This is a genomic window from Paenibacillus sp. ACRSA (assembly GCF_022346845.1).
Classification (GTDB): domain Bacteria; phylum Bacillota; class Bacilli; order Paenibacillales; family Paenibacillaceae; genus Paenibacillus.
Map to the genome: position 1 here is coordinate 200,080 of NZ_JAKRNP010000005.1, position 25,843 is coordinate 225,922.

The 25,843-nt window shown below is 43.0% G+C and carries 19 protein-coding genes; 18 read left to right on the plus strand and 1 reads right to left on the minus strand.

Annotated features, from left to right (window positions below; all coding sequences use genetic code 11):
- Nucleotides 1–138: 138 nt before the first annotated feature.
- From MH215_RS16620 to MH215_RS16660, 9 genes are all read left to right on the plus strand, one after another.
- Nucleotides 139–1,317 carry an adenosylhomocysteinase gene (locus MH215_RS16620; protein WP_239291559.1) on the plus strand — a complete coding sequence of 393 codons (1,179 nt, stop codon included), beginning with the start codon at nucleotides 139–141 and terminating at the stop codon, nucleotides 1,315–1,317.
- 208 nt (nucleotides 1,318–1,525) lie between these two features.
- Entirely contained in the window at nucleotides 1,526–2,467 is a 942-nt protein-coding gene (locus MH215_RS16625; RefSeq protein WP_239291560.1) for a glycoside hydrolase family 43 protein, read from the plus strand.
- Nucleotides 2,468–2,581: 114 nt separating this feature from the next.
- Nucleotides 2,582–2,980: a GNAT family N-acetyltransferase gene (locus MH215_RS16630; protein ID WP_239291561.1), complete on the plus strand. Its 399-nt coding sequence runs from the start codon at nucleotides 2,582–2,584 to the stop codon at nucleotides 2,978–2,980.
- 108 nt (nucleotides 2,981–3,088) lie between these two features.
- On the plus strand, nucleotides 3,089–3,607 hold the full coding sequence (locus tag MH215_RS16635) for an RNA polymerase sigma factor (protein ID WP_239291562.1): 519 nt from the start codon (nucleotides 3,089–3,091) through the stop codon (nucleotides 3,605–3,607).
- A complete protein-coding gene (locus MH215_RS16640) occupies nucleotides 3,591–5,201 on the plus strand; it encodes a DUF4179 domain-containing protein (RefSeq protein ID WP_239291563.1) in 1,611 nt (536 codons plus the stop codon). Before MH215_RS16635 ends, MH215_RS16640 begins: the two co-directional genes overlap by 17 nt.
- Nucleotides 5,202–5,392: 191 nt before the next feature.
- The gene (locus MH215_RS16645; protein ID WP_239291564.1) at nucleotides 5,393–5,971 is read left to right on the plus strand and encodes a TetR/AcrR family transcriptional regulator; all 579 of its coding nucleotides are present in this window, start codon (nucleotides 5,393–5,395) and stop codon (nucleotides 5,969–5,971) included.
- 200 nt (nucleotides 5,972–6,171) lie between these two features.
- Nucleotides 6,172–6,876: an SDR family oxidoreductase gene (locus tag MH215_RS16650; protein WP_239291565.1), complete on the plus strand. Its 705-nt coding sequence runs from the start codon at nucleotides 6,172–6,174 to the stop codon at nucleotides 6,874–6,876.
- 221 nt (nucleotides 6,877–7,097) lie between these two features.
- Nucleotides 7,098–7,844, plus strand: coding sequence for a VOC family protein (locus tag MH215_RS16655; protein ID WP_239291566.1), 747 nt, complete (start codon nucleotides 7,098–7,100; stop codon nucleotides 7,842–7,844).
- A gap of 427 nt (nucleotides 7,845–8,271) precedes the next feature.
- A complete protein-coding gene (locus tag MH215_RS16660) occupies nucleotides 8,272–10,092 on the plus strand; it encodes a glycoside hydrolase family 2 protein (RefSeq protein ID WP_481857449.1) in 1,821 nt (606 codons plus the stop codon).
- Nucleotides 10,093–10,235: 143 nt separating this feature from the next.
- Here the strand turns inward: MH215_RS16660 and MH215_RS16665 are convergent, their stop codons facing one another.
- On the minus strand, nucleotides 10,236–10,781 hold the full coding sequence (locus MH215_RS16665) for a TetR/AcrR family transcriptional regulator (RefSeq protein ID WP_239291567.1): 546 nt from the start codon (nucleotides 10,779–10,781) through the stop codon (nucleotides 10,236–10,238).
- A 319-nt stretch (nucleotides 10,782–11,100) separates the two neighbouring features.
- Here MH215_RS16665 and MH215_RS16670 point away from each other — a divergent pair, with 319 nt between their 5' ends.
- The 9 genes from MH215_RS16670 to MH215_RS16710 all read left to right on the plus strand — a co-directional run bounded on the left by MH215_RS16670 (nucleotide 11,101) and on the right by MH215_RS16710 (nucleotide 25,764).
- Nucleotides 11,101–12,684 (plus strand): histidine-type phosphatase, encoded by a 1,584-nt coding sequence (locus tag MH215_RS16670; protein ID WP_239291570.1) that lies wholly within the window; start codon nucleotides 11,101–11,103, stop codon nucleotides 12,682–12,684.
- A gap of 432 nt (nucleotides 12,685–13,116) precedes the next feature.
- A complete protein-coding gene (locus MH215_RS16675; RefSeq protein WP_239291572.1) occupies nucleotides 13,117–15,444 on the plus strand; it encodes a glycoside hydrolase family 95 protein in 2,328 nt (775 codons plus the stop codon).
- A 361-nt stretch (nucleotides 15,445–15,805) separates the two neighbouring features.
- Nucleotides 15,806–17,371, plus strand: coding sequence for a response regulator (locus MH215_RS16680; protein WP_239291574.1), 1,566 nt, complete (start codon nucleotides 15,806–15,808; stop codon nucleotides 17,369–17,371).
- Between the two features lie 20 nt (nucleotides 17,372–17,391).
- Nucleotides 17,392–19,107, plus strand: coding sequence for a sensor histidine kinase (locus MH215_RS16685; RefSeq protein ID WP_239291576.1), 1,716 nt, complete (start codon nucleotides 17,392–17,394; stop codon nucleotides 19,105–19,107).
- Between the two features lie 120 nt (nucleotides 19,108–19,227).
- Nucleotides 19,228–20,889: an ABC transporter substrate-binding protein gene (locus MH215_RS16690; protein ID WP_239291578.1), complete on the plus strand. Its 1,662-nt coding sequence runs from the start codon at nucleotides 19,228–19,230 to the stop codon at nucleotides 20,887–20,889.
- A gap of 41 nt (nucleotides 20,890–20,930) precedes the next feature.
- Nucleotides 20,931–22,607, plus strand: a complete 1,677-nt coding sequence (locus tag MH215_RS16695) for an ABC transporter substrate-binding protein (protein WP_239291579.1) — start codon at nucleotides 20,931–20,933, stop codon at nucleotides 22,605–22,607.
- Nucleotides 22,608–22,744: 137 nt separating this feature from the next.
- The gene (locus MH215_RS16700; protein ID WP_239292038.1) at nucleotides 22,745–23,686 is read left to right on the plus strand and encodes an ABC transporter permease; all 942 of its coding nucleotides are present in this window, start codon (nucleotides 22,745–22,747) and stop codon (nucleotides 23,684–23,686) included.
- A gap of 15 nt (nucleotides 23,687–23,701) precedes the next feature.
- Nucleotides 23,702–24,622 carry a carbohydrate ABC transporter permease gene (locus tag MH215_RS16705; RefSeq protein ID WP_239291580.1) on the plus strand — a complete coding sequence of 307 codons (921 nt, stop codon included), beginning with the start codon at nucleotides 23,702–23,704 and terminating at the stop codon, nucleotides 24,620–24,622.
- Between the two features lie 239 nt (nucleotides 24,623–24,861).
- Entirely contained in the window at nucleotides 24,862–25,764 is a 903-nt protein-coding gene (locus tag MH215_RS16710; protein WP_239291581.1) for a phosphotransferase family protein, read from the plus strand.
- The last annotated feature ends 79 nt before the right edge of the window (nucleotides 25,765–25,843 follow it).

Genomic DNA, 25,843 nt, shown 5'->3' on the forward strand with positions numbered 1-25,843 from the left:
AGTCAAATCTCCTTTTGCGGAAACAATTTTAAAAAAGAGCCCCCAAAAAGCGGACTTTTGTCCTTATTGGTTGACCTTGTATCATATTATACTTACCTCGAATTACAACACAACAGATAATTAACGAGGGGGTTCGTTATGATTAGTATTATTGATGATCCAAGTTTGGCTAAGGCTGGGGCATCTCGGATGCATTGGTTTAGAGAGAGGATGCCGATTGTGGCAGAGCTTAATGATTGGTTCCAAGAGGAGCAGGTGCTCAAAGGTAAAACCATTGCAATCAGTATGCATATAGAGCCGAAAACGGGATTCTGGATCGAGGGACTCCTAGCCGGTGGAGCCGCACATATCTACTTAGTTGGTTGTCTGGGTACAACTAAAAAAGATACAGCAGCATACCTGGCCTCTTTACCCAATGTGACGGTTCTTGCCAAAGAAGCAGACCAATATGATGATCACAAACGCTATCTTAAGATGGTGATGACTAACCAGATTGACCTCTTCTTGGACAATGGGGCAAGTCTGATTCTTGCTCATCATGAATTACAGCCTAATTGGAACCCGATTGGTGCCAATGAAGAGACGCGCACAGGCAAGCTTTTAATCGAGAAAAAGGGTGTCCAACCCGAATATCCTGTCATCGTAATTGACGATTCGCCCTTGAAGCAAATTTTCGAAAATGCACTAGGGGTTGGTCAATCTGTTGTCGATGGCTTCATGCGAACTACGAGTCTTCTCGTTGGCGGCAAAAAAGTACTGGTTATTGGATATGGTTATTGTGGAAGCGGTGTAGCCAAAAAGTTCCGTGGATTGGGAGCTACTACACTCGTGTATGACGTTAATCCGATTCAACTGTTGAATGCCAGAACAGAAGGACATCTGGTTGGCGAATTGCACGAATTGATCCCTGAAGCCGATGTAATCGTCACGGTAACGGGAACCTTCAATGTGATTACCGAGCAGCATATTCCGTTATTCAAAGAGAAAGCTATTCTTGCTAACTCAGGGCATTATGGGTTTGAAATCAATGTGGAAGAATTGAAGAAGGCTTCGAAGTCTGTTGAAATCGTCAAAGAAGGTATTGAACGAATAACGTATGCTGAGAAAAGCATCTATCTATTGCATCAGGCTAACCCACTTAACTTGGCAGGAGCTGATGGTAATCCTATTGAAATTATGGATATGGGCTTTGGGCTGATCTCGCAAGCAGCATATCGTATCCTGACGAATGTTGAATCCCTTCAAGCTGGATTACAACCCGTTCCCGAAGATATCAATTATACGATTAGTCAGAGGTTCGTGAACCTGCTTAACTAAAGGTGTTATGATCATCATTCGCTCTAAACAAGCTGATAATGGATTAAAACTATTTATTTAACCCTCCCTAATCATTTAATATGGATATAGTCCTTACTAACAGTTGTTCCAAAGCTCACTTTTACAAGTTGAAGCCTGGCAACTGATAGGACGTTTAAGCACAACGAGACTACGTACCTCTATTAGATCTTAGAAGGAGTGTTACATTGTGACAGGACAACATGTACCTTATACGGGTTATCTTCTAGTTCATTTTATTGGAGAAAGTGCGGATGGTGAACAGGTCTACTTCTCTTACAGTGAGGATGGGCTGCATTGGCAAGATTTGAATCAAGGTTTACCGGTTTTGCGATCAGCGATTGGGGAGAAAGGAGTTCGTGATCCATTTATCATTCGCTCTCCTAAGGATAACCGCTTTTATCTGATTGCTACAGATCTCCGGATTGCAAGCGGCAAAGGCTGGGATGCAGCAGTAAATGAAGGAAGCAAGAACATTATTGTATGGGAATCCGAAGATTTAGTGCATTGGTCATCGCCTCGCGCAGTTACCGTTGGTGTATCCGACGCGGGCTGTGTATGGGCACCTGAAGCCATCTATGACGAGGCGACAGATGAATTTTTAGTATTCTGGGCGTCGGCAACGAGAAGAGGAGCTTCTGACTCTTCTGAAACCGAACGTAAACAGAAAATCTATAGTTCACGAACCAAGGACTTCCGAAGCTTTACTCCGACGGAGTTATATATTGAGCGAGAGAACCACATTATCGACACAACCATTATCGCGCACAATGGGAGCTACTACCGTTATACGAAAGATGAAACGACGAAAAATATTCGGGTAGAGAAGGGTTCTTCCTTGGATAAGGATGCTTTCAGTCCGTTATCTGCTCCTATTTTGGAAGCGATTCCTGGCGTAGAAGGGCCTCAGATTTATAAGATGAATGACCGCAATGAATGGTGTTTGATCGTGGATCAATTTGCTAAGGGTGATGGTTATCTTCCTTTATTAACCTCAGATCTCGACAGTGGAGATTTCCGGGTGGTGGATAAGGATGCGTATGACCTAGGTAAGACCCATAAGCGACATGGCGGAGTGATCCCGATTACTGCCGATGAAGTTACTCGTTTGTTAGAAGCGTTTGGATCATAATATTGTACAGACGAATCACATTGGACTAGTCCATTTCATGCAAATTGGATCTTCACACCCTACCAATATTCTAATATGTTCGTTGTATATTAAAATAAATTGTGGGGTGCATCAATGGACATTTTGTATAAAACGAATGCCGTTCTTAAGCCAGAGGATGTTCAGAATGTGTTTAGAAGCTCAGGAATTAAACGTCCTGTAGAGGATCGGGATCGAATTCAACGAATGATTGAGAACGCAACACTTACGGTTTCTGCTTGGCATGATGACAAGTTAATTGGACTTGCAAGAGCAATTACGGATTTTGCGTATTGTTGTTATTTATCAGATCTAGCGGTGAGTAAGGAGTATCAGAGAAACGGCATTGGAAAACAGCTTATCGAACGTGTACGTAGCCATCTAGGCGAAGAGGTAGCATTATTGTTGCTCTCTGCACCTACGGCGATGGAATATTATCCTCGACTTGGCTTTGAGAAAACAGAGAAGGCGTTTTTAATACCAAGAACCATTTGATGAGTTCAAAGTCGCTAATCTAGCGGCTTTTTTCTTTGGGTTTCTATAAAATGAACGAATACATAGCTTTATTAGTCTTATTACTGACAACCACAAAGGGGGTGCAGAATGACTGACAGACAAATTTTTGAGCTGTATCGAGAGGATGTATATTATTTTTGCTACTATGTGATGAAAAATCAGGCAGATGCAGAGGATCTATGCCAAGAAGTATTTGTCAAAGTGATCATGGCTGACAGAACGAAGGTAAGGAACATGAAGTCTTGGATATTAAGAATTGCATCGAATGAGTGTAACAGTGTGATTAGAAGACGTAAAACAGGCGGGATGAAAGAAGTGCGCCACTATTTGTTGTCCAAATCTCAGGATGATAATCCTGTGGAGAAGCGTCTAACTCATCGGGAAACCAAAGAAGAACTAGAAGGGCTATACAGCGAGCTTCCTGACAAAATTAGAATGGTCATTGTGCTACGGTTCATCAATGAGTTGACCATACCTGAGATTTCTAAAGTGATGAATATCCCTGAAGGAACGGCAAAGTCGAGATTAAACAAAGGGCTAAAACTTCTTAATAAAATGGTGGAACCCCAACTAAAGGAGATGAGAAGTAGTGAATCAGCATATTAAAAAAGATAAGAATACTCCTCAGCCAGATTATGATGTCATGTGGTCAGCCATAGAAAACGAAGTTCATCACCGTCAAGCCAAAACGCAATCTTCACGAAGCGGGATGTTACATCGAATTAAAGCTATCCCCGTTGGGATCGCATTTTCTTGCTTCTTACTCGTCGCTATTCCTGTATTCGCCAGTGTCACGATTGATTGGGATCGGATGGGTGGTCGGAACGTCGCCAAAGCATTGCAAAATGGCATTGGACAACAGTATGATCTGCAATCCTCCAATGCAGGGGTGACCATGAATTTGAATGGTGTGGTGACTGATGGAGAAAAGATGAAAATGCTTATATCTCTGAGTGCTGCAATTGATCTAACGCAATATACTGAGTTTGCTACTGAGACCAATACCTTGATCGGGCCTGCTGGAACAGCAAAAGTCTATGGTTATTTGGGCTACGATCCGAATAACCAGAAGCTCCTGGGAGTCTATGAAACCCCTGATACGCTGAAGGATGACGCCAAAAAGTATACCTTTAAAGCGCAAAATCTAATTTTGTACCGTGATAGAGATATTCCTTTAGCATCTAAACATGAAACGGAAGAAACGATCGTCACCGAAGTTGCACAGTATCCCACAATTCATATGCAATCGGTTCGACATGTAGGAGATCAAACGATTGTTCGTTATAAAGTGGCGGCATCACCGACAGATTTAGGACGTGGAAATCCTCATTTAATCATGCATAACCACGATAATGAATGGAATGCTATTCCAACGATTCTACCCAACGAAGATTCAGATTTGTTGATCGAACAGGTATTCAACATGTCCGAGACTGAATGGAAGAGTTCGAATCTTCATCTCAGTTATATTGAAGAGGCGAAGAGAATCGAGGGCACATGGACATTTGATTTTAAAGCAGATGGAAAAAAAGCGAGTGAAGCGATGTATTCTAAATCACTGAACACGAGTCCCGAATTTCAAGAAAGAACAGGTGTTAGCATCGATCAGCTAGCCATTACCCCATTAGATATTCAAGTTCATATCAACAAAGAGGATTCACTGAGTAAAGGAATTGTTCATTACAACACAACGGAGTTAATCATTGGAGATCAGAGGGTTATGGGTGGGCGATTCTTAAAAGGAGATCAGGTTGAAGGATATCAGCATTATTTTCAGTTTGAATCTCCAGTGTGGTACAAGGACTGGTCTGATGTTCCTATGAAACTGATACTGCAAGATGCTGTAGTGGAGAAACGGGATACGACGAAGAACTGGGTTACTCTTCATAAGCCAACAACAGAAAAGCAACAAACCAAGCTTCAGGTTGAAGAGTTCGAAATTCAGTTTACGTATTATATGGATGGGCAGAACATGATAGTAGAGTCTTCTTCAACATCGCCTGATTTCAAAGGGGTTAACCAAACTACATTACGTATTAACGGCCAAGAAATCGTACCAGAGATTACTCCTAAAGGTATGGTGTCTACGGGAGTAAATATGGATACCTATCGTAATATCCCATTGGATGCTACGCTAGAGTTAAATCCAGGTATATATAAATACAGTGATCCAAGTCGAAATGTAGAAATGAAGTTATAGTTACGATATAGCGGACAAGTGAAGCAGCTCCATCGAACAATTTTTATTTATCCAAAGTGCCAACTTTCTCCGGAACGTTGGCACTTTGGATGATACATACAGATTGCAGGAACATCATATCAGTGTAAAAAAGCCGGTTAATTTACTGATCGTTCCCATTGTGTTACATTATGTGGGGGAGGGAAGTAACAATGGCTAGAAGTAAAGAATTCGAAGTTAATGAAGTACTAGATAAAGCGATGAATATCTTCTGGAAGCAAGGTTATGAGAAGACTTCCATGAGTGACTTAGTTGAACATATGGGAATTCACCGTAGAAGTATTTACGATACATTTGACGATAAACATTCACTCTTTCTGCGGGCTATGGATCGCTACGCTGATAAGGTCAATGCATCATTGCTCGCAGAAGTTAAAGCGTCCAAGACTGCAGTGGAAGCATTGCATAGCATTTTCGATTATATGATTGCTGAAACAGAATCCATGCCTACAGGTTGTTTGATTGTCAATGCGGCAGTAGAACTGGCATCACATGATAATGAAGTGGATAGCAGATCTCTTGAGTCCTTTAACTCGGTAGAGCAGATGTTTCAACGGATTATTGAATGGGGACAGCAAGAGGGGGAATTTTCTCCGGAGTTAGACCCTAAAGAAACAGCAGAGTATCTTCACAACATCTCCGTTGGCATAAGAGCTATGGCAAGAACCTCAACGGACAAAGAGAAATTAAACCGCATAATCAATGTGTCAATTAATCTTTTTCTAGATTGATGCATTGATTATTGGTGCATGTACATAAGATATTAGCGAAATCGCGATGTAAATGAAGAGGTGCGAAAAAAATACTTTACTGATCGTTCTACAATTGATATACTACATTCAAGTTAGATATTCTAACTGTTTTTTTTATCTTATTTTAGAACGATTGTTCTCAATAAATAACACTAATATAAGTAAGGGAGTAATGCCAGATGGATATGACTAAACAAGTTGCTGTAGTAAGTGGTGCTAATCGGGGGTTAGGCAAGGAATTGGCACTTGAACTTCTTGCTAGAGGAGCCAAAGTGTACGCTGGAGCAAGAAATCCTGAATCCATTCATTTACCGGGAGCGATTCCATTGCAGCTTGATATCACCGATCCAGAATCCGTGAAGGCAGCGGCTGAAATCGCAGTAGATGCAACTTTGCTTATTAACAATGCTGGTTCTTCTACAGGAGCTTCTTTGCTTACAGGTGAGCTTCAAGATATTCATTTGGAATTTAACACGCATGTATTCGGAACTCTATCGATGATTCGCGCTTTTGCACCGGTAATTGAAAACAATGGAGGAGGTTCAATCCTAAATATCCTGTCTGCCTTGTCTTGGATCAATACGGGTAATTCAGGTGCATATTCGACTGCAAAGTCTGCGCAATGGGGATTAACGAACGCATTACGATTAGAGTTAGCTGCCAAAAACGTAAGGGTTGCAGGATTACACGTCGCGTACATGGACACAGATATGACAGCAGGTATTGAAGCGCCGAAATCAAATCCAACGGATATTGCCAAGACTGCAATTGACGGAATACAATCTGGACTTTATGAGATTATTGCTGATGAGGTAAGTCGAGGTGTTCAGCAAGGCTTGGCGGGTGGCATCTCTGCTCTGTATCCACAAGTGCTTCAACAATAACAGAACAGGTGAGTTCATTTTTTTTCTCGTACGGATGTAGATGCAGAAATGAAGAAACTCGATGGTTTTTCCCCGAGACATTGAAGCTTATTATCCACTAAGTCGCTAATTTAGCGGCTTTTTTGGTCTATAATTAAGTAACCAGATAATAACCAACATATGATAGAATATCTGAAACGTAACATACCATAGAGTACATGGAAAGATAGGAGACGTCGGATATGAAAATTGATCATTTAGTCGTCAATGTTGATAAGTCGTTCCAAGAAAGTAAGCAATATATTACTTTTGTTCATTCTATCGGCCTACCCTATATGCCTAAATGGGGTAAAGGGACAAAAGGTTTTAAAGTATCCAATCTGTGGATTGGCAAAGAGTATTTTGAATTAGTACATATTAAACAAGCAGACGGGGGAGGATGGGTGAAGGAATGGACTAATAAGTATAATGAAGGACACAGAGGTTTAGTTGGTTTTGCTCTTGAAATTGAGAATATAGATAAAGTGTATCAGAAATTAACTGATCGGCAGATCAACGTAACTTTTCCAGAGCCTTTGAGGTTTCGTTGGTTCTTCAATCTATTGAATAAAACGATGCCGTGGCGCAACTCCTATTTACCTACATTTAAAGGAGTTCCTTTTCAATTCTTCCTTCAGCAATTAAACGATGAAAAATCCAAGAGTTTTATGGAACAGTATATGGTTCCCAATAGCAGTGAGAACGGCATTGAGGGCATTCTTGAAGTAACGATCTACGGAAGACTAGAAGATGAGGACCGGAAAATTATTTATGCTCTCTTCGACGATTATGAGGAGCATGAAGGTGCACTAAACATCAACTTAGCAGATCAAACGATTCGTTTTATTGAGTCAAGTGAACATAAAGTAGAGGTCAAACTTCGTTGTAACAATGAGGCATATGCCGGGAAGAAAATGAATATTCATAATATTCAAATTGCGAATACATAACATGGAAGGGAACTTCAATTGAAAATAATAAAAGAGGCTGCGATCTATGCGCTTGTCATGGAATCTTGTACGGACTAACATATTACTTGTTCTTATTTGTATTTGCATTTGTAGTTATTTTGCTTATCCTGTTGATTGCTAGGATGGTTGCCATATTTCGCTCACAATATTGTCCATGACATTCAGAGGATATTCAATGGTCATGCATCTGAGACTCCTATATCATGAACTAAACAACATGGTAGAGAGAGGGATCAGAGTGAGCGCGAGAATAATAGTTCCATTAGAAGGTTCTTGGTTGTTTCAGGCAGATCATAGGAATGAAGGGCTATCTCTAAAGTGGTATGAACAAGGTCTTTTCTCAGGCGAGAGTGTGAATATTCCCCATACATGGAATGTGCACGAGGGCTTAGAGGAGTTTCGTGGCATGAGCTGGTATAGCTATGACTTGTTCGTACCTTCGGATTGGGAGGGTAAACTGCTTCGACTCCAGTTTGACGCTGTATATCGTGATGCTGTGGTATGGGTAAATGGAAAACGAGCAGGGGAGCACGCACATTCAGGATACACTTCATTTGTCGTCGATATCTCCGACTTCATTCATTGTAATGCAGACAATCGTATTGTCGTCTCTGTCAACAATGAGAATAGTCAGACTGCACTTCCATTAGGAAATAGTTTCGATTGGGCAGACGATGGCGGTATTATTCGAGGTGTATCACTGATCGTTAGTGGCCATGTAGCGATTGACTATTCCAAGCTCCAAGCAATTCCTTTCTTTGAAGATGATCTGCCTGGAACGACGGCTACATATGGTTTGTTATCTGGTGAAATTCGGTTGTGGGAGCTCAGCTCTGAGGCAGATATCAAGTCTTTGCAGTTGAAAGTGACCCTCTCTAATGAAGAAGGTCTCGTAAATTCAAAGGAATGGGAGATCGCTGAAACGGATGGATTCCTAAGCTTTAGCGATATCAAGGTAGACCACTTGAAGCTGTGGCACTTTGACCAACCTCACTTATATACGGTTCATCTTGCTATATATGTGGATGGAGTTCTCTCGGATGAGATATCAACCGTAATAGGTTTTAGAGAGATTCGCTCAGAAGACAGTACATTATTGCTTAACCGCGAGCCTGTACGACTCTTCGGTGTTGAGTGGATGCCAGGATCGAATCCGGAGCATGGCATGGCCGAGACAGCTGAACAGCTTGCTGAGATGCTTCACCATATTAAACATGCAAACTGTGTCATTACCCGTTTCCACTGGCAACAAGATAGCAAGCTGTTGGACTGGTGTGATCGGCATGGCTTACTCGTGCAAGAGGAGATTCCTCACTGGCAGACACCAAGTGAACCGGGAGACGAATGGCTGAACATCTCGATGCAGCATGCCGAAGAGATGATTCATCGTCATTACAATCACCCTTGCATTTACGCATGGGGACTTGGCAATGAGCTGAACGGTCAATCTGAAATGACGAATCTATTCTTTGATAAACTTAAGTCTCAGGTAGAACAACTTGATGACACAAGATTTATCAACTACGTATCAAATACAGTACATGACAATCCCGCTCAGGATGCAACGGGTGCAGGTGATCTGATCATGTGGAATGATTATATCGGTACATGGCACGGTGAGTTAGATCGCCCAGAAGTCATTCGAAGCATAACGAAAGGCATACCTCACAAACCTGTAGTAGTAGCTGAGTATGGACTCTGTGAACCTGCATTTGAAGGTGGAGACGAGCGCCGTGCACAGATTCTATTGGAGAATACGAGGGAGTATCGTAAGCATTCAGAGATCGCGGCGCTCATTTATTTCAGTCTGAACGATTATCGAACACAGATGGGTGAGGAAGGGGAGGGCAGGCTTCGGCAACGTGTACACGGATCGATGAGTCTTAACGGTATGCCTAAGCCCTCTTATGAAGTATTACGTCAATTAGCGTCACCGATCACCGTAAGTGTGAGTTCAGAGTTAGACAAAGTAGTCGTATCCGTTGAGGTACGTAATGATATTCCATGTCATCGAGTATCTAATTATACGTTGGAAATGAATGATCCGCAGGGTGAACGCATTGTCAATGTAATCCCTGAGTTATCACCAGGGCAAAAGCATGTGTTCCACTTTACCGGAATTCCTCAGGAACGTTGGAATGAGATCGGCTTAGAAATTATTAGACCAACTGGATTTTCCGTAATCAGTGGCTCTTTAAACGACCTGAATAAAAACTTCATTGGATAAGATAAGAATGGAATGAGGGAAAAGCCCCAGAGGTAAACCGTCAGTAGGCGATTTAATTCTGGGGCTTTTCATTTTGTAAGATACAATAGAAGTCAAACTTTTCAGATTATGAACAGGAATAATGAATAGCTGCTCCTAGTTCTTTACAGGCTTCGCTCCAATAATACGCCAACTTGCTTAGCCATCGTCTCAGGCGGATATGGCATGTCGTTTCTGATCCACCATTCAATGATTCCTACATAAGCTGTTCCGGAATATTGCAACATCACATCTTCATTGAGGTCTTTATTTTTGCCGCTTTCTCTGTCAATTTCTCCACTGAACCCTGCCATTACATACTCCAGTAGCCGGGCGCGAAAAGACGGAGCCCCTTTACTAGCTAGCATGGTTGCAAAAAACAAATGATTTTTCTCAAAATATTCGAAAAATGGGACAAGGCCATTGTTCCAATCCAACTTGCATGCCCATTCATCCAATTCCCCCAATTCCTCCATGTGGGACTCAATCATTTTGTCTAATAGATCATATTTGTCTTTGTAATGTAGGTAAATCGTTCCGCGATTAAGGTCTGCCTGATCTGCAATGTCCTGAATAGTAATTTCATCAAAACTCTTTTGATTCATTAATTCAACGACAGCTCTTCGCAGTGCTTCTTGAGTTTTTGCAATTCTTCGATCTATTTTTGCCATCGGATTTTTCACCAAGCTTTCTTTAATATATAAAAGGGTCACTTATGTCAGCACTGTTCAAATATCAACCCAATTCAAGGTTGTTATGTCCATATCATGTGTATTTCCTTCTCTTATAATAAACATGAGTTGATTAAACAACTTTAATTGTGTATTTTCTACTGATTGTATGCCAAGAACGGAGACGCAACCACGTTCATTATTAAAAATTTTACATAATCTTAACAAAGCGTAGATATAGAATAAATACTATTCACCTATAGTATGATGAGCTAAAAAAACGATATATATCTGAAGACTAAGGGGAAAATCAACGAAAATGAACATTAAAAAAATCGGAATTTCAGTAGTTTCACTCACGATGCTAACATCGATCGGTGTGTTTGATGTGTACGGTGCAGGTACTAAGCGCACGATTGAAGTGTCTGAGCAAGCGGTAAATGTCGTTGTGGATGGACAGAAAATGGATGGTGAGTCTTTTGTCTATAACGGAATTACATATGTTCCCGCTCGAGTTATTGGGGAGGCGCTTGGTAAAGAGGTAGACTGGGACGAGCGGACACAATCCGTATTCGTTGGGCAGAAAATGAATGATACACAAGGTTATCGTGGTACCAAAACACCGTATCCTTTTGAGAATACAACAAGTTATTCAGAGGCACCAGCCGGGTATAAGCCGGTCTTTATTAATTTGGTAGGAAGACATGGCTCAAGACATTTGTCCAGCTCCAAGTATGATAAGACGTTGTATGAACTACTCAGCATTGCTGAAAAAGATGGGCAGATCACGAATTTGGGCAAAGAACTTAAGAAAGAAATTGCCAAGCTTATGGACATCGAGAAGGATCACTATGGTTTATTGTCGATCTCTGGCGGCGAAGAATTGAAAGGCATCGGATCAAGACTGGGTCACAATTTCAAGGATATCTTCACGGACGATAAAAAGGTCATTGCGCAAGCAACCTTCAAGGATCGGACTCCGCAGAGTAGAGATCAATTTATTGAAGGGTTAGAAGGAAGCTTAGGCAGCAAGAAGGTAGACATCCTCTCCTCCGCTTTTGAAGAAGGGGGCGACCCATATCTGCGACCGTACGATCTGGCGACGAAATACAATGAATTTGCCGAAGATGGTGAATGGGTTAAGCTGTACGAGAATTATGCTACACAGGAAAAAGGAACAACGTATGCGAAGGAGCTGCTGTCGCCCTTGTTCTCTGAAAGTTTCTATCAGAGGTTAGATGCGGGTGAGTTCCAATTGAAGGACGAGAAAGGAAAAGTGAAGCTGAGCAATCCAACCGAAGCAGCTTCCAATCTATATGAGTTGTATATCATCTCTTCGAACCTGAAAAAAGAAGGTGATTTAGAATTCGGAAGATACTTCACCACCAACCAATTGAAATGGTATGAAAGCTTGGATAGTATTCAAGACTTTTACGAGAAAGGACCGTCTCTAACTTCAACAGATCTACCTCAGAATATTGCTGCACCACTCGTGAAAGAGCTGCTCGTATCTACTGAACAGTCCATTGAAAGTAAGGACACGGCGGGAATTTTCCGATTTGCGCATGCAGAAACGATTATTCCGTTATCTTCATTCTTGGACATCAAAGGGGCGAATGTCAGTGTAGACAACCCGGAGAAAGTTGCAGAGAGCTGGAATGGTGCTGAGATTTCTCCAATGGGAGCTAATATTCAGTGGATTCTGTATTCCAATGGTGAGGATTATATGGTGAAGATGCTGAGAAATGAAGAGGAAATTGCCTTCCCGATCGAAACGAAGAGCTACCCGTATTATAAATGGGAAGATGTGAAAAAGTATTATGAGACGAAGCTTCAGAAGGTTGGCGTAGACATGAACAGCAGTCTAGAAGACAATATTGAGCTACTAGAGACAAAATTCTAATTTGCGATTGAAAGTGTTATTTCTATAATGTCTAATTCAATTGTATTAAATCTCGTATGAAGTACAACTGTTCTCTAGTAAACTCATAAGACATGTTAATCATGGTATCCCCTTATAGTAGACAAGAAGGAGTGACTGACTATCTAGTTTAGATGGACTCGTTCTTGCCTACTGCAGGGGATTTTTTTGTGGCTTCGTAGCACTTGGTTTTGCCTGATGCTGTGGGCGAACGAAACCGTCATTAGGGCTTGTTGGCGACTATTAGAATTATGCAATACAGATCAAGGAATAATTTCGTGTTTTCATACAAACGGGTTAGGATCGTACATCTTTATGTTTGTTTTCTTCATTTCGTTCAACTGTTGGTAGGGATAAACTGATACAGTATATGGAAGAAATGTACATACACTTGAGTTCCTTTGGAGGTATGAGATGAATTCGAACAAAGTCTGGTTTAACCAACCTGCTGAACAATGGGAAGAGGCTTTCCCTATAGGAAATGGCACCTTGGGCGGAATGGTTTTTGGGAAGACCCATATGGAACGGATTCAGTTAAATGAGGATAGTCTATGGTATGGTGGGCCAATGGAGCGGAATAATCCGCTGACCCTTGAATCACTGGACAAGTTACGAGACCTCATTTTTGCTGGGGAGATACGTAAAGCGGAGGAACTCGCAGCGATTGCTTTAGTAGGTGTACCTGACGGGCAGCGGCATTATGAGCCACTAGGCGATCTATACATAGCTATGAATCATGGTGAAGATGAGGCTGCTCAATATGAAAGACATCTTGATCTTGACCAAGGTACGGTGCGCGTTGAATACACGGCGGGTGAAGTGAAGTATCGGCGTGAATACTTTGCGAGTCATCCAGATCATGTCATGGCTATACATCTAACCTCAAGTGTTCCGAGCCAATTGGATTTCTCCACATTGTTTGGCAGAGGAACGGTACTGGAGCGAACCAAATGGTCGGATACCTTGAGGCATCCCGTTGGTTTCCAGGCCTATCTGGATCGAATTGAACAGAGCGGCACGCATGATGTCATTATCCGGGGTAGGAGTGGCGGGGAAGAGGGCGTGCGCTTCTGTTGTGCCATTCGGATCATGCCAATAGATGGACAGGTTCATTATGGGAGCGGCCAGCTTTCTCTAACTAATGGAACTGAGGCAACCGTTCTAATCGCAGCCTGCACGGATTTTCGTTTTCCTAAGGAAGAACTGGTAACCGAGTGTGTTCGTAGACTAGATGCAGCCGCGGCAAAATCGTATGATCAGCTGCGCTTAGAGCATGTTAAAGATTATCAATCTTTATTCAAAAGGATGGATATCCACCTTGAAGGTGAGGGAGATAACTCGATCTCTGCCACACTTCCAATCAATCAGCGGTTGGAGCAACTTAGAACAGGGCTAAACGACCCTGAGCTAGTAAGGCTATATTTTCAATTCGGTCGTTACTTACTCATCTCCAGCAGCCGGCCGGGTTCATTACCCACTAACCTTCAAGGAATCTGGAATAAAGACATGCTTCCGATATGGGATAGTAAATATACGATAAATATTAATACACAGATGAACTACTGGCCTGCCGAGAGCTGTAATCTCTCTGAGTGCCATATCCCGTTGTTTGACTTTATCGAGAGACTGCGAGTTCGAGGTAAGGAAACTGCCCAAATGATGTATGGTTGCGAAGGATTCGTAGCTCATCACAACTCCGATATCTGGGCTGACAGCGCACCCCAAGATGTGTGCGTAACCTCTACGTTCTGGACGATGGGTGGTGCTTGGCTATCATTACATTTATGGGATCACTACGAGTACACAAGTGACAAGGAATTTCTGCAGCAGGTGTACCCTACGATGAAGGATGCCGCACAGTTCATTGTGGATTACCTGGTGGAAAATCCAAGCGGCCAGCTGGTTATCTGCCCCTCATCTTCACCCGAGAACCGCTATGTGTTAACAAGTGGAGAGTCAGGAGCGTTATGCTACGGTGCTTCCATGGACAATCAGATCATCCGAGAGCTGTTTACACATTGCATCGAGAGTACGCGGATTCTGCAACAGGATCATGACTTCGGTGAAACATTGCGAGTGGCGTTAACCCGAATTCCAGAGATCACGATTGGGAAACATGGGCAGATCCAGGAGTGGAGTTTGGATTATGAAGAGGTGGAGCCAGGTCACAGGCACATATCCCATTTATTTGCCTTGCATCCTGGGACACAGATTACGCCGAGTGCTACACCGGAATTAGCTGAGGCGGCTCGCACAACTTTAGACCGCAGGTTGGAGCATGGTGGAGGGCATACAGGTTGGAGTAGAGCTTGGATTCTGAATATGTGGGCAAGGTTAGAGCAGGCAGAACTCGCTCATGATAATATACTGGAACTACTGCGTTCATCAACTTTACCCAATCTGTTCTGTAATCATCCTCCGTTTCAAATTGACGGGAATTTTGGTGGCACTGCAGGTATTGCAGAAATGCTTCTCCAGAGTCATGGCGGAGTACTGCGATTACTGCCTGCTCTCCCCACGGCTTGGGCGAAAGGTTCTATTCGCGGCATGCGAGCTAGGGGTGGATTCGAAGTCGATCTAGATTGGGAAAATGGGAATCTGGTGCATGCCAGAATACAGGCTGACCACTCATGCCAAGTCATCGTATCTTACCGGAAGCAGCAGAGGGAATTCAATGTTCCCGAATCAGGCTATACCCTTTTACTGACGGATCAAGATTGGAACATACCCACATCATCATAGCGAGAATGGTTACACGTCGTTGGCTCAATTGGGTCAGCGACTTTTTTTGATGTTAGGAGGTGTTCTTCTTCCAACTTAGTTCGATGTTGTAAATGTGGCAGTTCATATGTTCTGTTGTCGTTTAGCGCAATAAATTTAGTAATCCGTGCAATGAAATTGCTTACATTAAGCTATAAAATGTAAGCAATCAGGCACATCTAACCAGAATTTTGCAATGCACTCGGGGCATAAGCATCTGGATTGGGAATTTGGCTATGTCCTTATTCATCATACTGTGCAGAAGGAACCTTACGAGATTCCGCCCGTCGAGAGAGAACATGCGCCGGCGGTTTATTTTCGTTGAGGAAAGGGGACGAAATACATGTTAAAGGTATTGCTAGTGGACGATGAAATGTTTGTTCGGAAGGGGATGCATGAACTGATTGATTGGCATGTCCTCGGCATGGAGATTAGCGGGGAAGCGGAGAATGGTTTGGAAGCATTACATATGGCGGAATCTTTGCGGCCTGACGTCATCATTACGGATATTCGAATGCCTGTTCTAGATGGGCTGGAACTGATCCGTGCTATAGAACAACTGCCAAACCTGGAGCCGGTATTCATCATTATTAGTGGATATCATGACTTCAAGTATGCACAACAGGCTATCAAATACGGAGTTCATGATTACATTCTTAAGCCGATCGATGATGAAGAAATGACGGCAACATTACAGAAATCAGCCAACATGATTCATAACAAAAGAAAGCATGCCTTCTTAGCAGAGGAACAAGCCAGCACGTTTATGCTTGAGGACATTCTCAAAGGTAAGCTACAGAAGGAGCAAGAGCATCGGTACACCGAGGTGTTAGGAATTCACCCGCAGGGTGATCTGATGATGGTATTGATCGAACCGCAGTCGGGTCTACATGAAAGAAAAGTTAATGTCCAGCGAGTGCGTGAGGTGTTACAGGTGCTGGAGAATGAGTTCTTCAGTGTATTCGTTATGGAGCAGAGAAACAGGCTTGTCCTCATGCTTATATGGAAGGAGAATAACCGCAAGAGCATTGTGGAAGATAAGCTGAACTGTATGCACAAAAAGCTAAGTGAAAGTTTAAAGGTAGATATCGGACTGTATGCAGGCACACTCGTGAACGAATTAAGTGATGTTCCAAGGTCGTATGTTGAGGCGGAAGAAGCAATTCGTCACAAGTATGCTGAACATAGCGGAGTTGTAAGATATATGGAGATTAAGGAAAAACCATTATATGTGTTCAACGTGAATCAAGATGATATTGAACCACTGATCCTAAGTTTGGAAGAGAGGAGTCAGGCTGCCTGTCTTCAAATAGTGAATGACATGTTCACGCAATTCCATGTGCGCCGGTTTTCCCCTCAAGCCGTTGCAGGTTCAATACTGCGATGTACCACAGGGATTCTCGCTGTAGTCCATGAGATGGGCGGGGATGACCAAGGACTGCAACGGTTGAAGGAATTAGCACAGCAAAGTCATGAGGGATGGAATTTACGCCTGCTTAAAGACGCTTTCTTGGTCGCGCTAGAGGAGGCGGAGGAATACATTGCACAATTACGGAAAGAGCAGTCCAAAGGAGATATTAGCAAAATCAAACGTTATATTGACTCGCATTATACGGAGAATATTAGCCTTAAAAGTATCGCGGCGCTGTTCTATGTGAACCCGGTCTACCTTGGACGTCTATTTCGCAAAAGCTATGACCTTTATTTCAATGAGTATCTGCTTGAACTACGGATCCAGGAAGCGAAGAAGCTCCTTCGTCAGACAGATCTAAGAATGTACGAGGTGGCTGCGCGCGTAGGATTTCAGAATGCAGATTATTTCGTAACACAGTTTGAGAAGATCGTCGCCATGTCACCTACCTCATATCGGAATTTTATCAAAGAAAACAGTCAGCGAGGTGCACAATGATCAGGTGGAACCTGAATTACATGAAACTTCGGGACAAGCTGCTACTTATGTATGTACTGTCTGTGTTCATTCCTATCGTTGTTACAAACGTTGTCTTCTACAATGTGACTACCGCCAATATACGTAGCCAGAAAACACGTGATGCGGGAGTTGCCTTGAACAATCTGAAAAATGATCTGCGTGTAACGATAGATCAAGGCGTGGGCTTGTCTTATTCGTTGTATGCTGACCCTGTGTTCAATGACACACTTTCCCGTACATTCCGTAGTCATTTTGAATATATTGATGCTTACAATTCATATCTACAAGGAGAATTTTCCGGTAAATTGATTGAAGGAATCCGCTGGTATCAAGTATACACGGATAATCCTACCGTATTATCTTCAGGATATATTGAACGCTTGACCGATAGTGTCCGTAGCACGAATTGGTACCAGCAGTTTCAGAACCATTCCGCTCCTTATCCTGCATTAATTGCAACGGATCAGATGTTAAGTCTGGTGCAGCGACTGGACAATCTGGGTACCGGCGGGATAGAACAGCTTCTCAAGATCGACCTAAATATGGATCTAATTAAAGAGCATTTTCGCAACAGTGGTTTTGATGGGGAAGTATATTTGGTCGATCCGGGAGGGCACATCCGCTTCTCCAACGAACCGCAAACGATAGACCCTCAGCTCGGGGAGCTGTACAGCAATATCCAGTTTCCGAACAAAACAATTCAGTTCGAACGTACATTCACAGGTATTAACTATTTGGAGGGCTGGTCTCTGCAAGGCGTTATGGATGAAGAAATTGTACTACGTGAGGTGCGCAGATCACGTGCATTCGTCGTCTGGCTTGCTTGCATCAATTTTGTGTTGCCTACAATTATCATTGCAGCGATGTCCAGATCCATTCATGTCCGACTCGTACGGATTCTTAAGCATATGAAAAAAGTGAAAACGCAGAATTTCCAGACGATTCCGCCTGAAAACGCCAGGGATGAGATTGGTCAACTTACGATGGAATTCAATCGCATGACCGAGACGATCCGTAATCTAATTGATGAAGTTTACTTAGCGGATATACAGAAAAAAGATCTGGAGTTGAAGCAACAGCAAGCACAGCTCCACGCACTCCATAGTCAGATTAATCCACATTTCCTATTCAATACGCTTGAATCTGTTCGGATGCGAAGTCTGATCAAGGGCGAGAAGGAGACAGCCAAAATGGTGCATCACATGGCTAAGATGTTCCGGAAGTCCATCAGTTGGAATCAGCATGATGTGACGGTGAAGGAAGAACTGGAGTTAATCGAGAGTTTCCTGCAAATTCAAAAGTACCGCTTCGGCGAAAAGCTTCAATATCGCATTGAAGCAGATCCGGCCATACTTATGTATCGAATTCCTAAGATGGTCATTCTTCCGTTTGTTGAAAATGCAAGTATCCACGGGATTGAGTCAAGCCCAGACGAAGGTTTCATCGAACTGCTGGTTTCCGCCGAGCATGATCGGCTTCATATCTCTTTGCAGGATAACGGAATAGGCATGTCACCTGCTCGCTTGGAGGAATTGCTGAGTTATCTGGATCAAAACACAGATATGGGTGAACATGTCGGTATGAAGAATGCATATAGCCGCTTAAAACTGTGCTACAAGGACGATTTCTCATTCCATATTCAGACTTGGGAAGGAGAAGGAACACATATTCAAATTACATTGCCACTTGATCCAGAGCGAATGAGAGACGAGTGAAGAAGCTGGATATACTTTTCTAAGCAGAAGGTACACTTTCATGGGTAACTTTGAAAGCGCTATCTTGATATATTGAGAGTGCCACAGACACTAAGACTATTCAAAGGGGGCATCTGCTGCATGTTTAGAAAGAAAACACTGATTACAGGCCTAGCTATCTTGCTCGCCGTCACAATTGGGGGTTGTAACAAAGCCAGTCCAGAAGCTACTTCCCCAGACAGCAATGACAACTCACCGGTTACGTTCAAATACTTCACGTTTGGTGGGGGTAAGAAGGACATCTTAGCAAGTGATACGACGATTGGTAAGAAGCTTCAGGAACAGACAGGCGTGGATTGGAAAATGGAATATCTAGTGGGTGACAGTGCTACGAAAGCTGGTGTCATGATTGCGAGCGGTGATTATCCAGACATTATTGACTCTAGTGGTGAAATGGCGAAATTGATGGATGCAGGGGCATTCATCCCACTGGATGAGCTGATTGAAAAGTACGGACCTAACATCAAGCGAGTATACGGGCCTGATATGGACAAGTTCAGACAAGAGGATGGTCAAATCTACTTCTTCCCATACACCGCGAACATCGGGTATGTGTCAGAGCCTAATTTCCAGACGGGTTTCTACATCCAACGTGCTGTGCTCAAAGAATTCAACTATCCCAAAATCAAGACTTTGGACGAATATTTCGACTTAATTGAACAATACAAGCAGAAGTATCCTCAGATCGACGGCAAGGAGACCATTGGCTTCGCCACACTTGCGGGTGAACCAAGCAGCTTCTTCACCTTACAGAATCCAGCGATGCACTTGGCAGGTTACCCGAATGACGGCAGCGTGATGGTAGATATGGAGAGCCATGAAGCTAAACTCGTAGCGGGTTCAGATTACCAGAAACAATGGATTCAGAAGCTTAGTGAGGTTAATGCTCAAGGTATGTTCGATCCAGAATCCTTTACGATGAATCGAGATCAATACCTTGCTAAATTGACGTCAGGTCGAGTGCTTGGATACTTTAGTTATTCTTGGCAGGTTGGTGATGCGACGAGCAACCTTAAGAAGGCCGGCAATGATGACAAACGCTACGTGGCACTTCCCATCGTATTTGATAACAACGTCAAGGATCAGTATATCGATCCGCCTGGTTTTGTGAACAACTACGGTATCGGGATAAGCGTGAATGCTGAAGATCCGGTACGGATTATCAAGTATTTTGACAACCTGCTCAAGGAAGAGAATCAGATTCTCGTTCAGTGGGGCATTCAAGATGAGACGTATAGCGTGAATGATGAGGGACGTTTCTATTTCGAGAATGATGAGCAGCGCAGATACCACGAAGATCCCGAACTGAGTCAGAAATTTGGCTTTGATTATTTCAACTACAGCTGGCCACGGTATGGCAATAACTCTCTGTTAGAGGATGGAAATGCTTATGGTCCGGGGAACCAGCCGGAAGTGGCCACCTTCAGTTATACCGATGGTGACAAATTGCTGCTAGAGAAGTATGGCGTGGAAACATTTGCGGAATTGTTCAGTACGCCGGATGAACGACCTTGGTCTCCTGCATGGTCTATTGCACTGGAGCAGGGTTCACCTGAACAGATTTTCATTACCAAGGCAGATGATCTACAGAAGAAATATTTACCGAAAATGATCATGGAATCGCCTACAAGCTTTGAGAACACGTGGAATGAATATATGGGGCAAATGAATCAATTGACCAAAAAAACATACGAAGACACGATAACGCAAGCAGTGAAGGATCGTGTAGCAGGCAAATGGTAATCGAAACCATTCAGACCACACGAACGGGGGAAATTTCACACATGGTGAAACCAAAATTGAAAACGGCAGGTTTAGCCGTAGTACTCATGGCTTTGCTGGCTGGATGCAGTCAGAACAATTCGTCTTCGTCACCTTCAACGCCAACGGAGGATGACAACAGCCCAGTCACATTCTCGTATTACATGTTCTCTCCAGGCAAGAAGGATACATTGGCAAGTGAGACAAGGATCGGTAAAGAATTGCAAGAACAGACGGGTGTGGACTTTAAGATGGAATACCTTGTCGGTGATAGTGCTACAAAAGCAGGGGTTATGATCGCCAGTGGAGATTACCCAGATGTCATCAGCTCCAGTGGTGAGATGTCCAAGTTATTAGATGCTGGAGCATACATTCCTTTGGATGATCTCATTGAAGAGTACGGACCGAATATTAAGAGGGTATATGGAACGTATTTTGACAAAATGAGAAATGCAGAGGATGGAAAAATCTATGCGCTTCCGTACACAGCCAATCAGGGCGAATACTCTGGTAATCCAAACGTAGGCGGCGGGGCGTTCTGGATTCAGCGTTCTGTACTTAAGGAATTCAACTATCCCAAAATCACCACATTGGATGAATACTTTGATCTAATTGAGGATTACAAGGAGAAGCATCCAACTGTTGATGGTGCGGATACCATCGGTTTTGTATCACTCGCGGGAGTAGCTAACAACTTCTTCACCTTGCAGAATCCTGCCATGCATCTAGCCGGATATCCGAATGACGGTAGCGTCATGGTCGATATGAATACACATGAAGCTAAAGTGGTTGCTGGAACCGATGAACAGAAAAAATGGATTCAGAAGCTGAATGAAATCAATGCTAAAGGCATGCTTGATCCAGAATCATTCACAATGAACAAAGACCAATATTTGGCGAAGCTGACTTCAGGCCGTGTCCTTGGTTACTTCAATTACGGCTGGCAGATCGGAGACGCAACCAAAAACCTGCTAGCGGCAGGGATTGATGAGAAACGATATGCTCCGCTCCCGATTGTGTTTGATGAAAGTATCAAGGATCAATATATCGACCCTCCTGGGTTCGTAAACAATTATGCAACTGGCATTACAGTCAATGCGAAAGATCCCGTTCGTATCATTCAATATTTTGATAACCTGCTTAAGGAAGAGAATCAGATCTTAGTACAGTGGGGTATCAAGGACGAGACGTATAGCGTGGACAAGAATGGACGCTTCTATTTTGCCGATGACGATCAGCGCAAAGCTCATGATGATCTAGAACTGAGCCGTAAATTCGGATTCACCTATTTTGGCACAGATTGGCCGCGTTATGGTGGTGAATCTACACTGTCTGATGGAAACGCATACAGCCCAGGCAACCAGCCTGAGGTAGCTGCAGCGTCATACACGGAAGGAGACAAGAAATTCCTAGACGCCTATGGCATCCAAACGTTTAGTGAATTGTTTAACAAGCCTGAAGAACGGCCTTGGTTCCCTGCATGGTCCATTGCACTGGAGCAAGGATCACCTGAACAGATCTTCACGACCAAATCAGATGATCTTCAACGCAAATATTTGCCTGAGATGATTCTGGGAGCACCAGCGAACTTCAGCAAACTATGGGATTCCTACATGACTGAGCTGAGCAAACTGGACAAAGCTGGCTACGAAGAGACCATTACGAAAATTGTACAGGATCGTGTAGCAGGCAAATGGTAAGAGGAACGCTGTAAACAAACTGTTACATGCGCGGGAGAAAACTCGAGAATCGGACATCAGCCTTCTTTCGCGCATGAATAACAGCATAGGAAAGGAGCAGGTTCAACGTGGAGAAACCAAATGTACCCCTTCAGTCGATGCCTCCGGCTTCGGAACCAAAGGGAATCAAAGCGAATTCGTTCTTTAAACGGCTTGTTCAGCAACGAACGCTGGCCTTGATGTGTATACCATTCGTCATATGGGCTTTTATTTTCAAATACCTGCCGCTATGGGGATGGACCATGGCTTTTCAGAATTTCAAACCAGCGAGATCCTTCTCGGATCAGCAATGGGTAGGATGGCATCATTTCAGTATATTGTTTGAGGACAATACATTCTACCGAGTGCTGCGCAATACGCTGGTGATGAGCTCGATCAAACTCGTACTCGGATTCGTAACAGCCATCACGCTGGCTCTGTTGTTGAATGAGTTGAAAAATGTAATCTTTAAAAGGTTTGTACAAACGGTCAGTTATCTACCCCACTTTATTTCTTGGGTAGTCGCTTCAAGTATTGTGCTAACCGTTCTGTCACCCGATGGTATTATCAATCTGCTTCTTACGAAGCTTCACCTGATTGATAGTCCAATCTTGTGGATGGGGAAAGGGGAGTACTTCTGGGGGATTTTAGGAGCCACAGAAGTATGGAAGGATGTCGGTTGGAATACGATTATCTATTTGGCCGCCATTACAGCCATTGACCCTGCTCAATATGAAGCTGCCGAGATTGACGGAGCTAGTCGATTCGAACGGATGTTATATATCACACTGCCCGGCTTGAAGCCCGTTATTGTCATCTTGTTGATTATGAATATGGGGAGTATCCTTGAGTCCGGATTCGAACCACAATATTTGCTGGGTAACGGGATGAACATGGACTATTCGGAGAACCTGGATATCTTTGTACTGAAATATGGTTTGGGAATGGGGAACTTTTCCTTGGGTACAGCAGCAGGCATCTTCAAAACCGTAGTCAGCTTCATCTTCCTTTTCTCCGCGAACTTTATAGCGAAAAAAATGGGAGAAAGCAGATTATTCTAAAAGGAGGCCAATGCCATGCGAAAAGGAAAACCGTCCCGACTGCGTAATAGCAGCACAGGGGATCGGGCGTTTGACACCATAAACATTACCTTCATGGTGTGCCTGATGATCGTAACTATCTATCCATTTATTAATATGATTGCCGTGTCCTTTAACGATGCGAATGATGCCATTCGTGGTGGAATCTATCTGTGGCCACGGGTGTGGACTTTGGATAATTATAAGTATATTTTCGGTGAATCGGACATCTATCACGCCACGCTAATCTCGGCACTTCGGACGGTGATTGGTACGGTGGTATCCGTGTTCTGTACAGCGATGTTGGCTTACACGGTCAGTCGTCAAGAGTTTGTGCTTCGTAAGTTTGTAACGATGTTCTTTGTATTCACGATGTACTTTAGTGGGGGATTGATTCCAGGTTATCTATTGATCCGTGATCTTGGACTCATTGGTTCTTTCTGGGTGTATATCATTCCGGGTGTGATCGGTGTATTCAATATGATCGTCATTCGATCCTTTATTGAGGGACTTCCCGAAGGTATTCTGGAGTCAGCGCGTATTGACGGAGCAGGAGAGTTTACGACCTTTATCCGCGTTGTCCTTCCATTGACCATTCCTGCGATGGCAACCGTATCACTCTTTGTGGCAGTGGGACAATGGAACTCGTGGTTTGATGTGTTCCTGTACAACTCTTCCAATAAAGAACTTAGCACCTTACAGTACGAATTGATGAAAATTTTGCAAACGTCAACAACTGCAGCTACAGCAACGGCAAGCGATGCGTATCAATCTGCCGAGAACAGTGGGACAGCGGTTACGCCGACGTCCATTCGAGCAACGATGACCATTATTGCAAGTGTTCCTATACTTATGGTTTATCCGTTCCTGCAGAAGTACTTTGTACAAGGTATGACAATCGGTGGTGTAAAAGGATAAATAAAAGCCTGCTGTTCTCTCTTAAGGATTGGAAGAGAAGCCAGCAGGCTTTTTCACTGTTTAAAGATATTGGGCATAGATATACTGTGCAACTACAATCGCTCATCTAGCGCATTTTGACTTGTTTTCAATAAGCTGATACATTGATACAATTGAATTGGAATAAAACGGAATAAACTAAACTAATTAAACAACGAGCCAATCAAACAAACAAATCCTACGTAGAGAGGAGTTACTTAATGTCTTCTATTTTACAAGTAATTGAGAAGATGAAACTAAGTGTATTGAAGATTGATGATGTTCCAGAGTCATATAGTTCGGATGTATACAGGCTTACGCTTACAAGCGGAGAGCACGTTTATGTTAAAATTCCTTATAATCGAGATAAGCTACACCGTGAGTTCCAGATTCTTGAAACATTGAAAGGTGTAATCCCAGTTCCGAAGGTATTGGACATCTGGTATGGAGATGAGGTTACAACCGGAGCACTACTTCTCACGGCGATTTCAGGTATGCCTAGCACAGCAGATATGGACGATAAGCTTTCTTTTCAGATAGGTATGTATCATGCAATGCTTCATGAGGTCAACATGCAACAATACGGATATCATACAACCGAGGGATTCAAGCCACTTGAGCAGAATAATTGGAGATTACATATTCAACATAATTTTGATAAATGGAAAGAGCCGTGTAGAGAGATTCTTGTTCAAGCATTATATGAGAAGTGTATACGTTATTTTGATCATGCTTTCTCTGCGTTACCCGAACCGGATGGGCCTGTTGTTGTTCACATGGACTTTAGACCAGGAAATATATTAGTTAATAGTAATGAGGTTGCGGGAATTATTGATTTTGAGAGTGCGCGAGCAGGTTCCACTGAAATAGAATTCACCAAAATGAATCGATACATATGGGAAGTGAATCCGCACATGAAATCCGCATACCTTGAGGGGTATCAAACGATTCGTCCAATGATCGACTTGGAAAGAGTAATTCCATTTTATGATTTTTATGATGCTTTCAGCGCAGTAGTATGGTGTAAGAATAGAGGAATTGAGCAAAATAGAGAATTTTTACAGGAAAATATACGTACTTTGCAAAAACTAGTAGATTATAAAGCAGTTTTTTCCGTAGATTAGAAATGGCGTAATGCCACGTTATTATCTTAGGTGTTCTGTCATGTATAGAGGCAGATCGCTATGCTCCCACTTAATAAGA

What these genes read in the sequence shown, in the direction of transcription:
- MH215_RS16620 (WP_239291559.1), top strand. Translation starts at nt 139, where the DNA reads ATGATTAGTATTATTGATGATCCAAGTTTGGCTAAGGCTGGGGCATCT.
- MH215_RS16630 (WP_239291561.1), top strand. Translation starts at nt 2,582, where the DNA reads ATGGACATTTTGTATAAAACGAATGCCGTTCTTAAGCCAGAGGATGTT.
- MH215_RS16635 (WP_239291562.1), top strand. Translation starts at nt 3,089, where the DNA reads ATGACTGACAGACAAATTTTTGAGCTGTATCGAGAGGATGTATATTAT.
- MH215_RS16645 (WP_239291564.1), top strand. Translation starts at nt 5,393, where the DNA reads ATGGCTAGAAGTAAAGAATTCGAAGTTAATGAAGTACTAGATAAAGCG.
- MH215_RS16650 (WP_239291565.1), top strand. Translation starts at nt 6,172, where the DNA reads ATGGATATGACTAAACAAGTTGCTGTAGTAAGTGGTGCTAATCGGGGG.
- MH215_RS16655 (WP_239291566.1), top strand. Translation starts at nt 7,098, where the DNA reads ATGAAAATTGATCATTTAGTCGTCAATGTTGATAAGTCGTTCCAAGAA.
- MH215_RS16660 (WP_481857449.1), top strand. Translation starts at nt 8,272, where the DNA reads ATGAGCTGGTATAGCTATGACTTGTTCGTACCTTCGGATTGGGAGGGT.
- MH215_RS16665 (WP_239291567.1), bottom strand. Translation starts at nt 10,781, where the DNA reads ATGGCAAAAATAGATCGAAGAATTGCAAAAACTCAAGAAGCACTGCGA.
- MH215_RS16670 (WP_239291570.1), top strand. Translation starts at nt 11,101, where the DNA reads ATGAACATTAAAAAAATCGGAATTTCAGTAGTTTCACTCACGATGCTA.
- MH215_RS16675 (WP_239291572.1), top strand. Translation starts at nt 13,117, where the DNA reads ATGAATTCGAACAAAGTCTGGTTTAACCAACCTGCTGAACAATGGGAA.
- MH215_RS16680 (WP_239291574.1), top strand. Translation starts at nt 15,806, where the DNA reads ATGTTAAAGGTATTGCTAGTGGACGATGAAATGTTTGTTCGGAAGGGG.
- MH215_RS16685 (WP_239291576.1), top strand. Translation starts at nt 17,392, where the DNA reads ATGAAACTTCGGGACAAGCTGCTACTTATGTATGTACTGTCTGTGTTC.
- MH215_RS16690 (WP_239291578.1), top strand. Translation starts at nt 19,228, where the DNA reads ATGTTTAGAAAGAAAACACTGATTACAGGCCTAGCTATCTTGCTCGCC.
- MH215_RS16695 (WP_239291579.1), top strand. Translation starts at nt 20,931, where the DNA reads ATGGTGAAACCAAAATTGAAAACGGCAGGTTTAGCCGTAGTACTCATG.
- MH215_RS16700 (WP_239292038.1), top strand. Translation starts at nt 22,745, where the DNA reads ATGCCTCCGGCTTCGGAACCAAAGGGAATCAAAGCGAATTCGTTCTTT.
- MH215_RS16705 (WP_239291580.1), top strand. Translation starts at nt 23,702, where the DNA reads ATGCGAAAAGGAAAACCGTCCCGACTGCGTAATAGCAGCACAGGGGAT.
- MH215_RS16710 (WP_239291581.1), top strand. Translation starts at nt 24,862, where the DNA reads ATGTCTTCTATTTTACAAGTAATTGAGAAGATGAAACTAAGTGTATTG.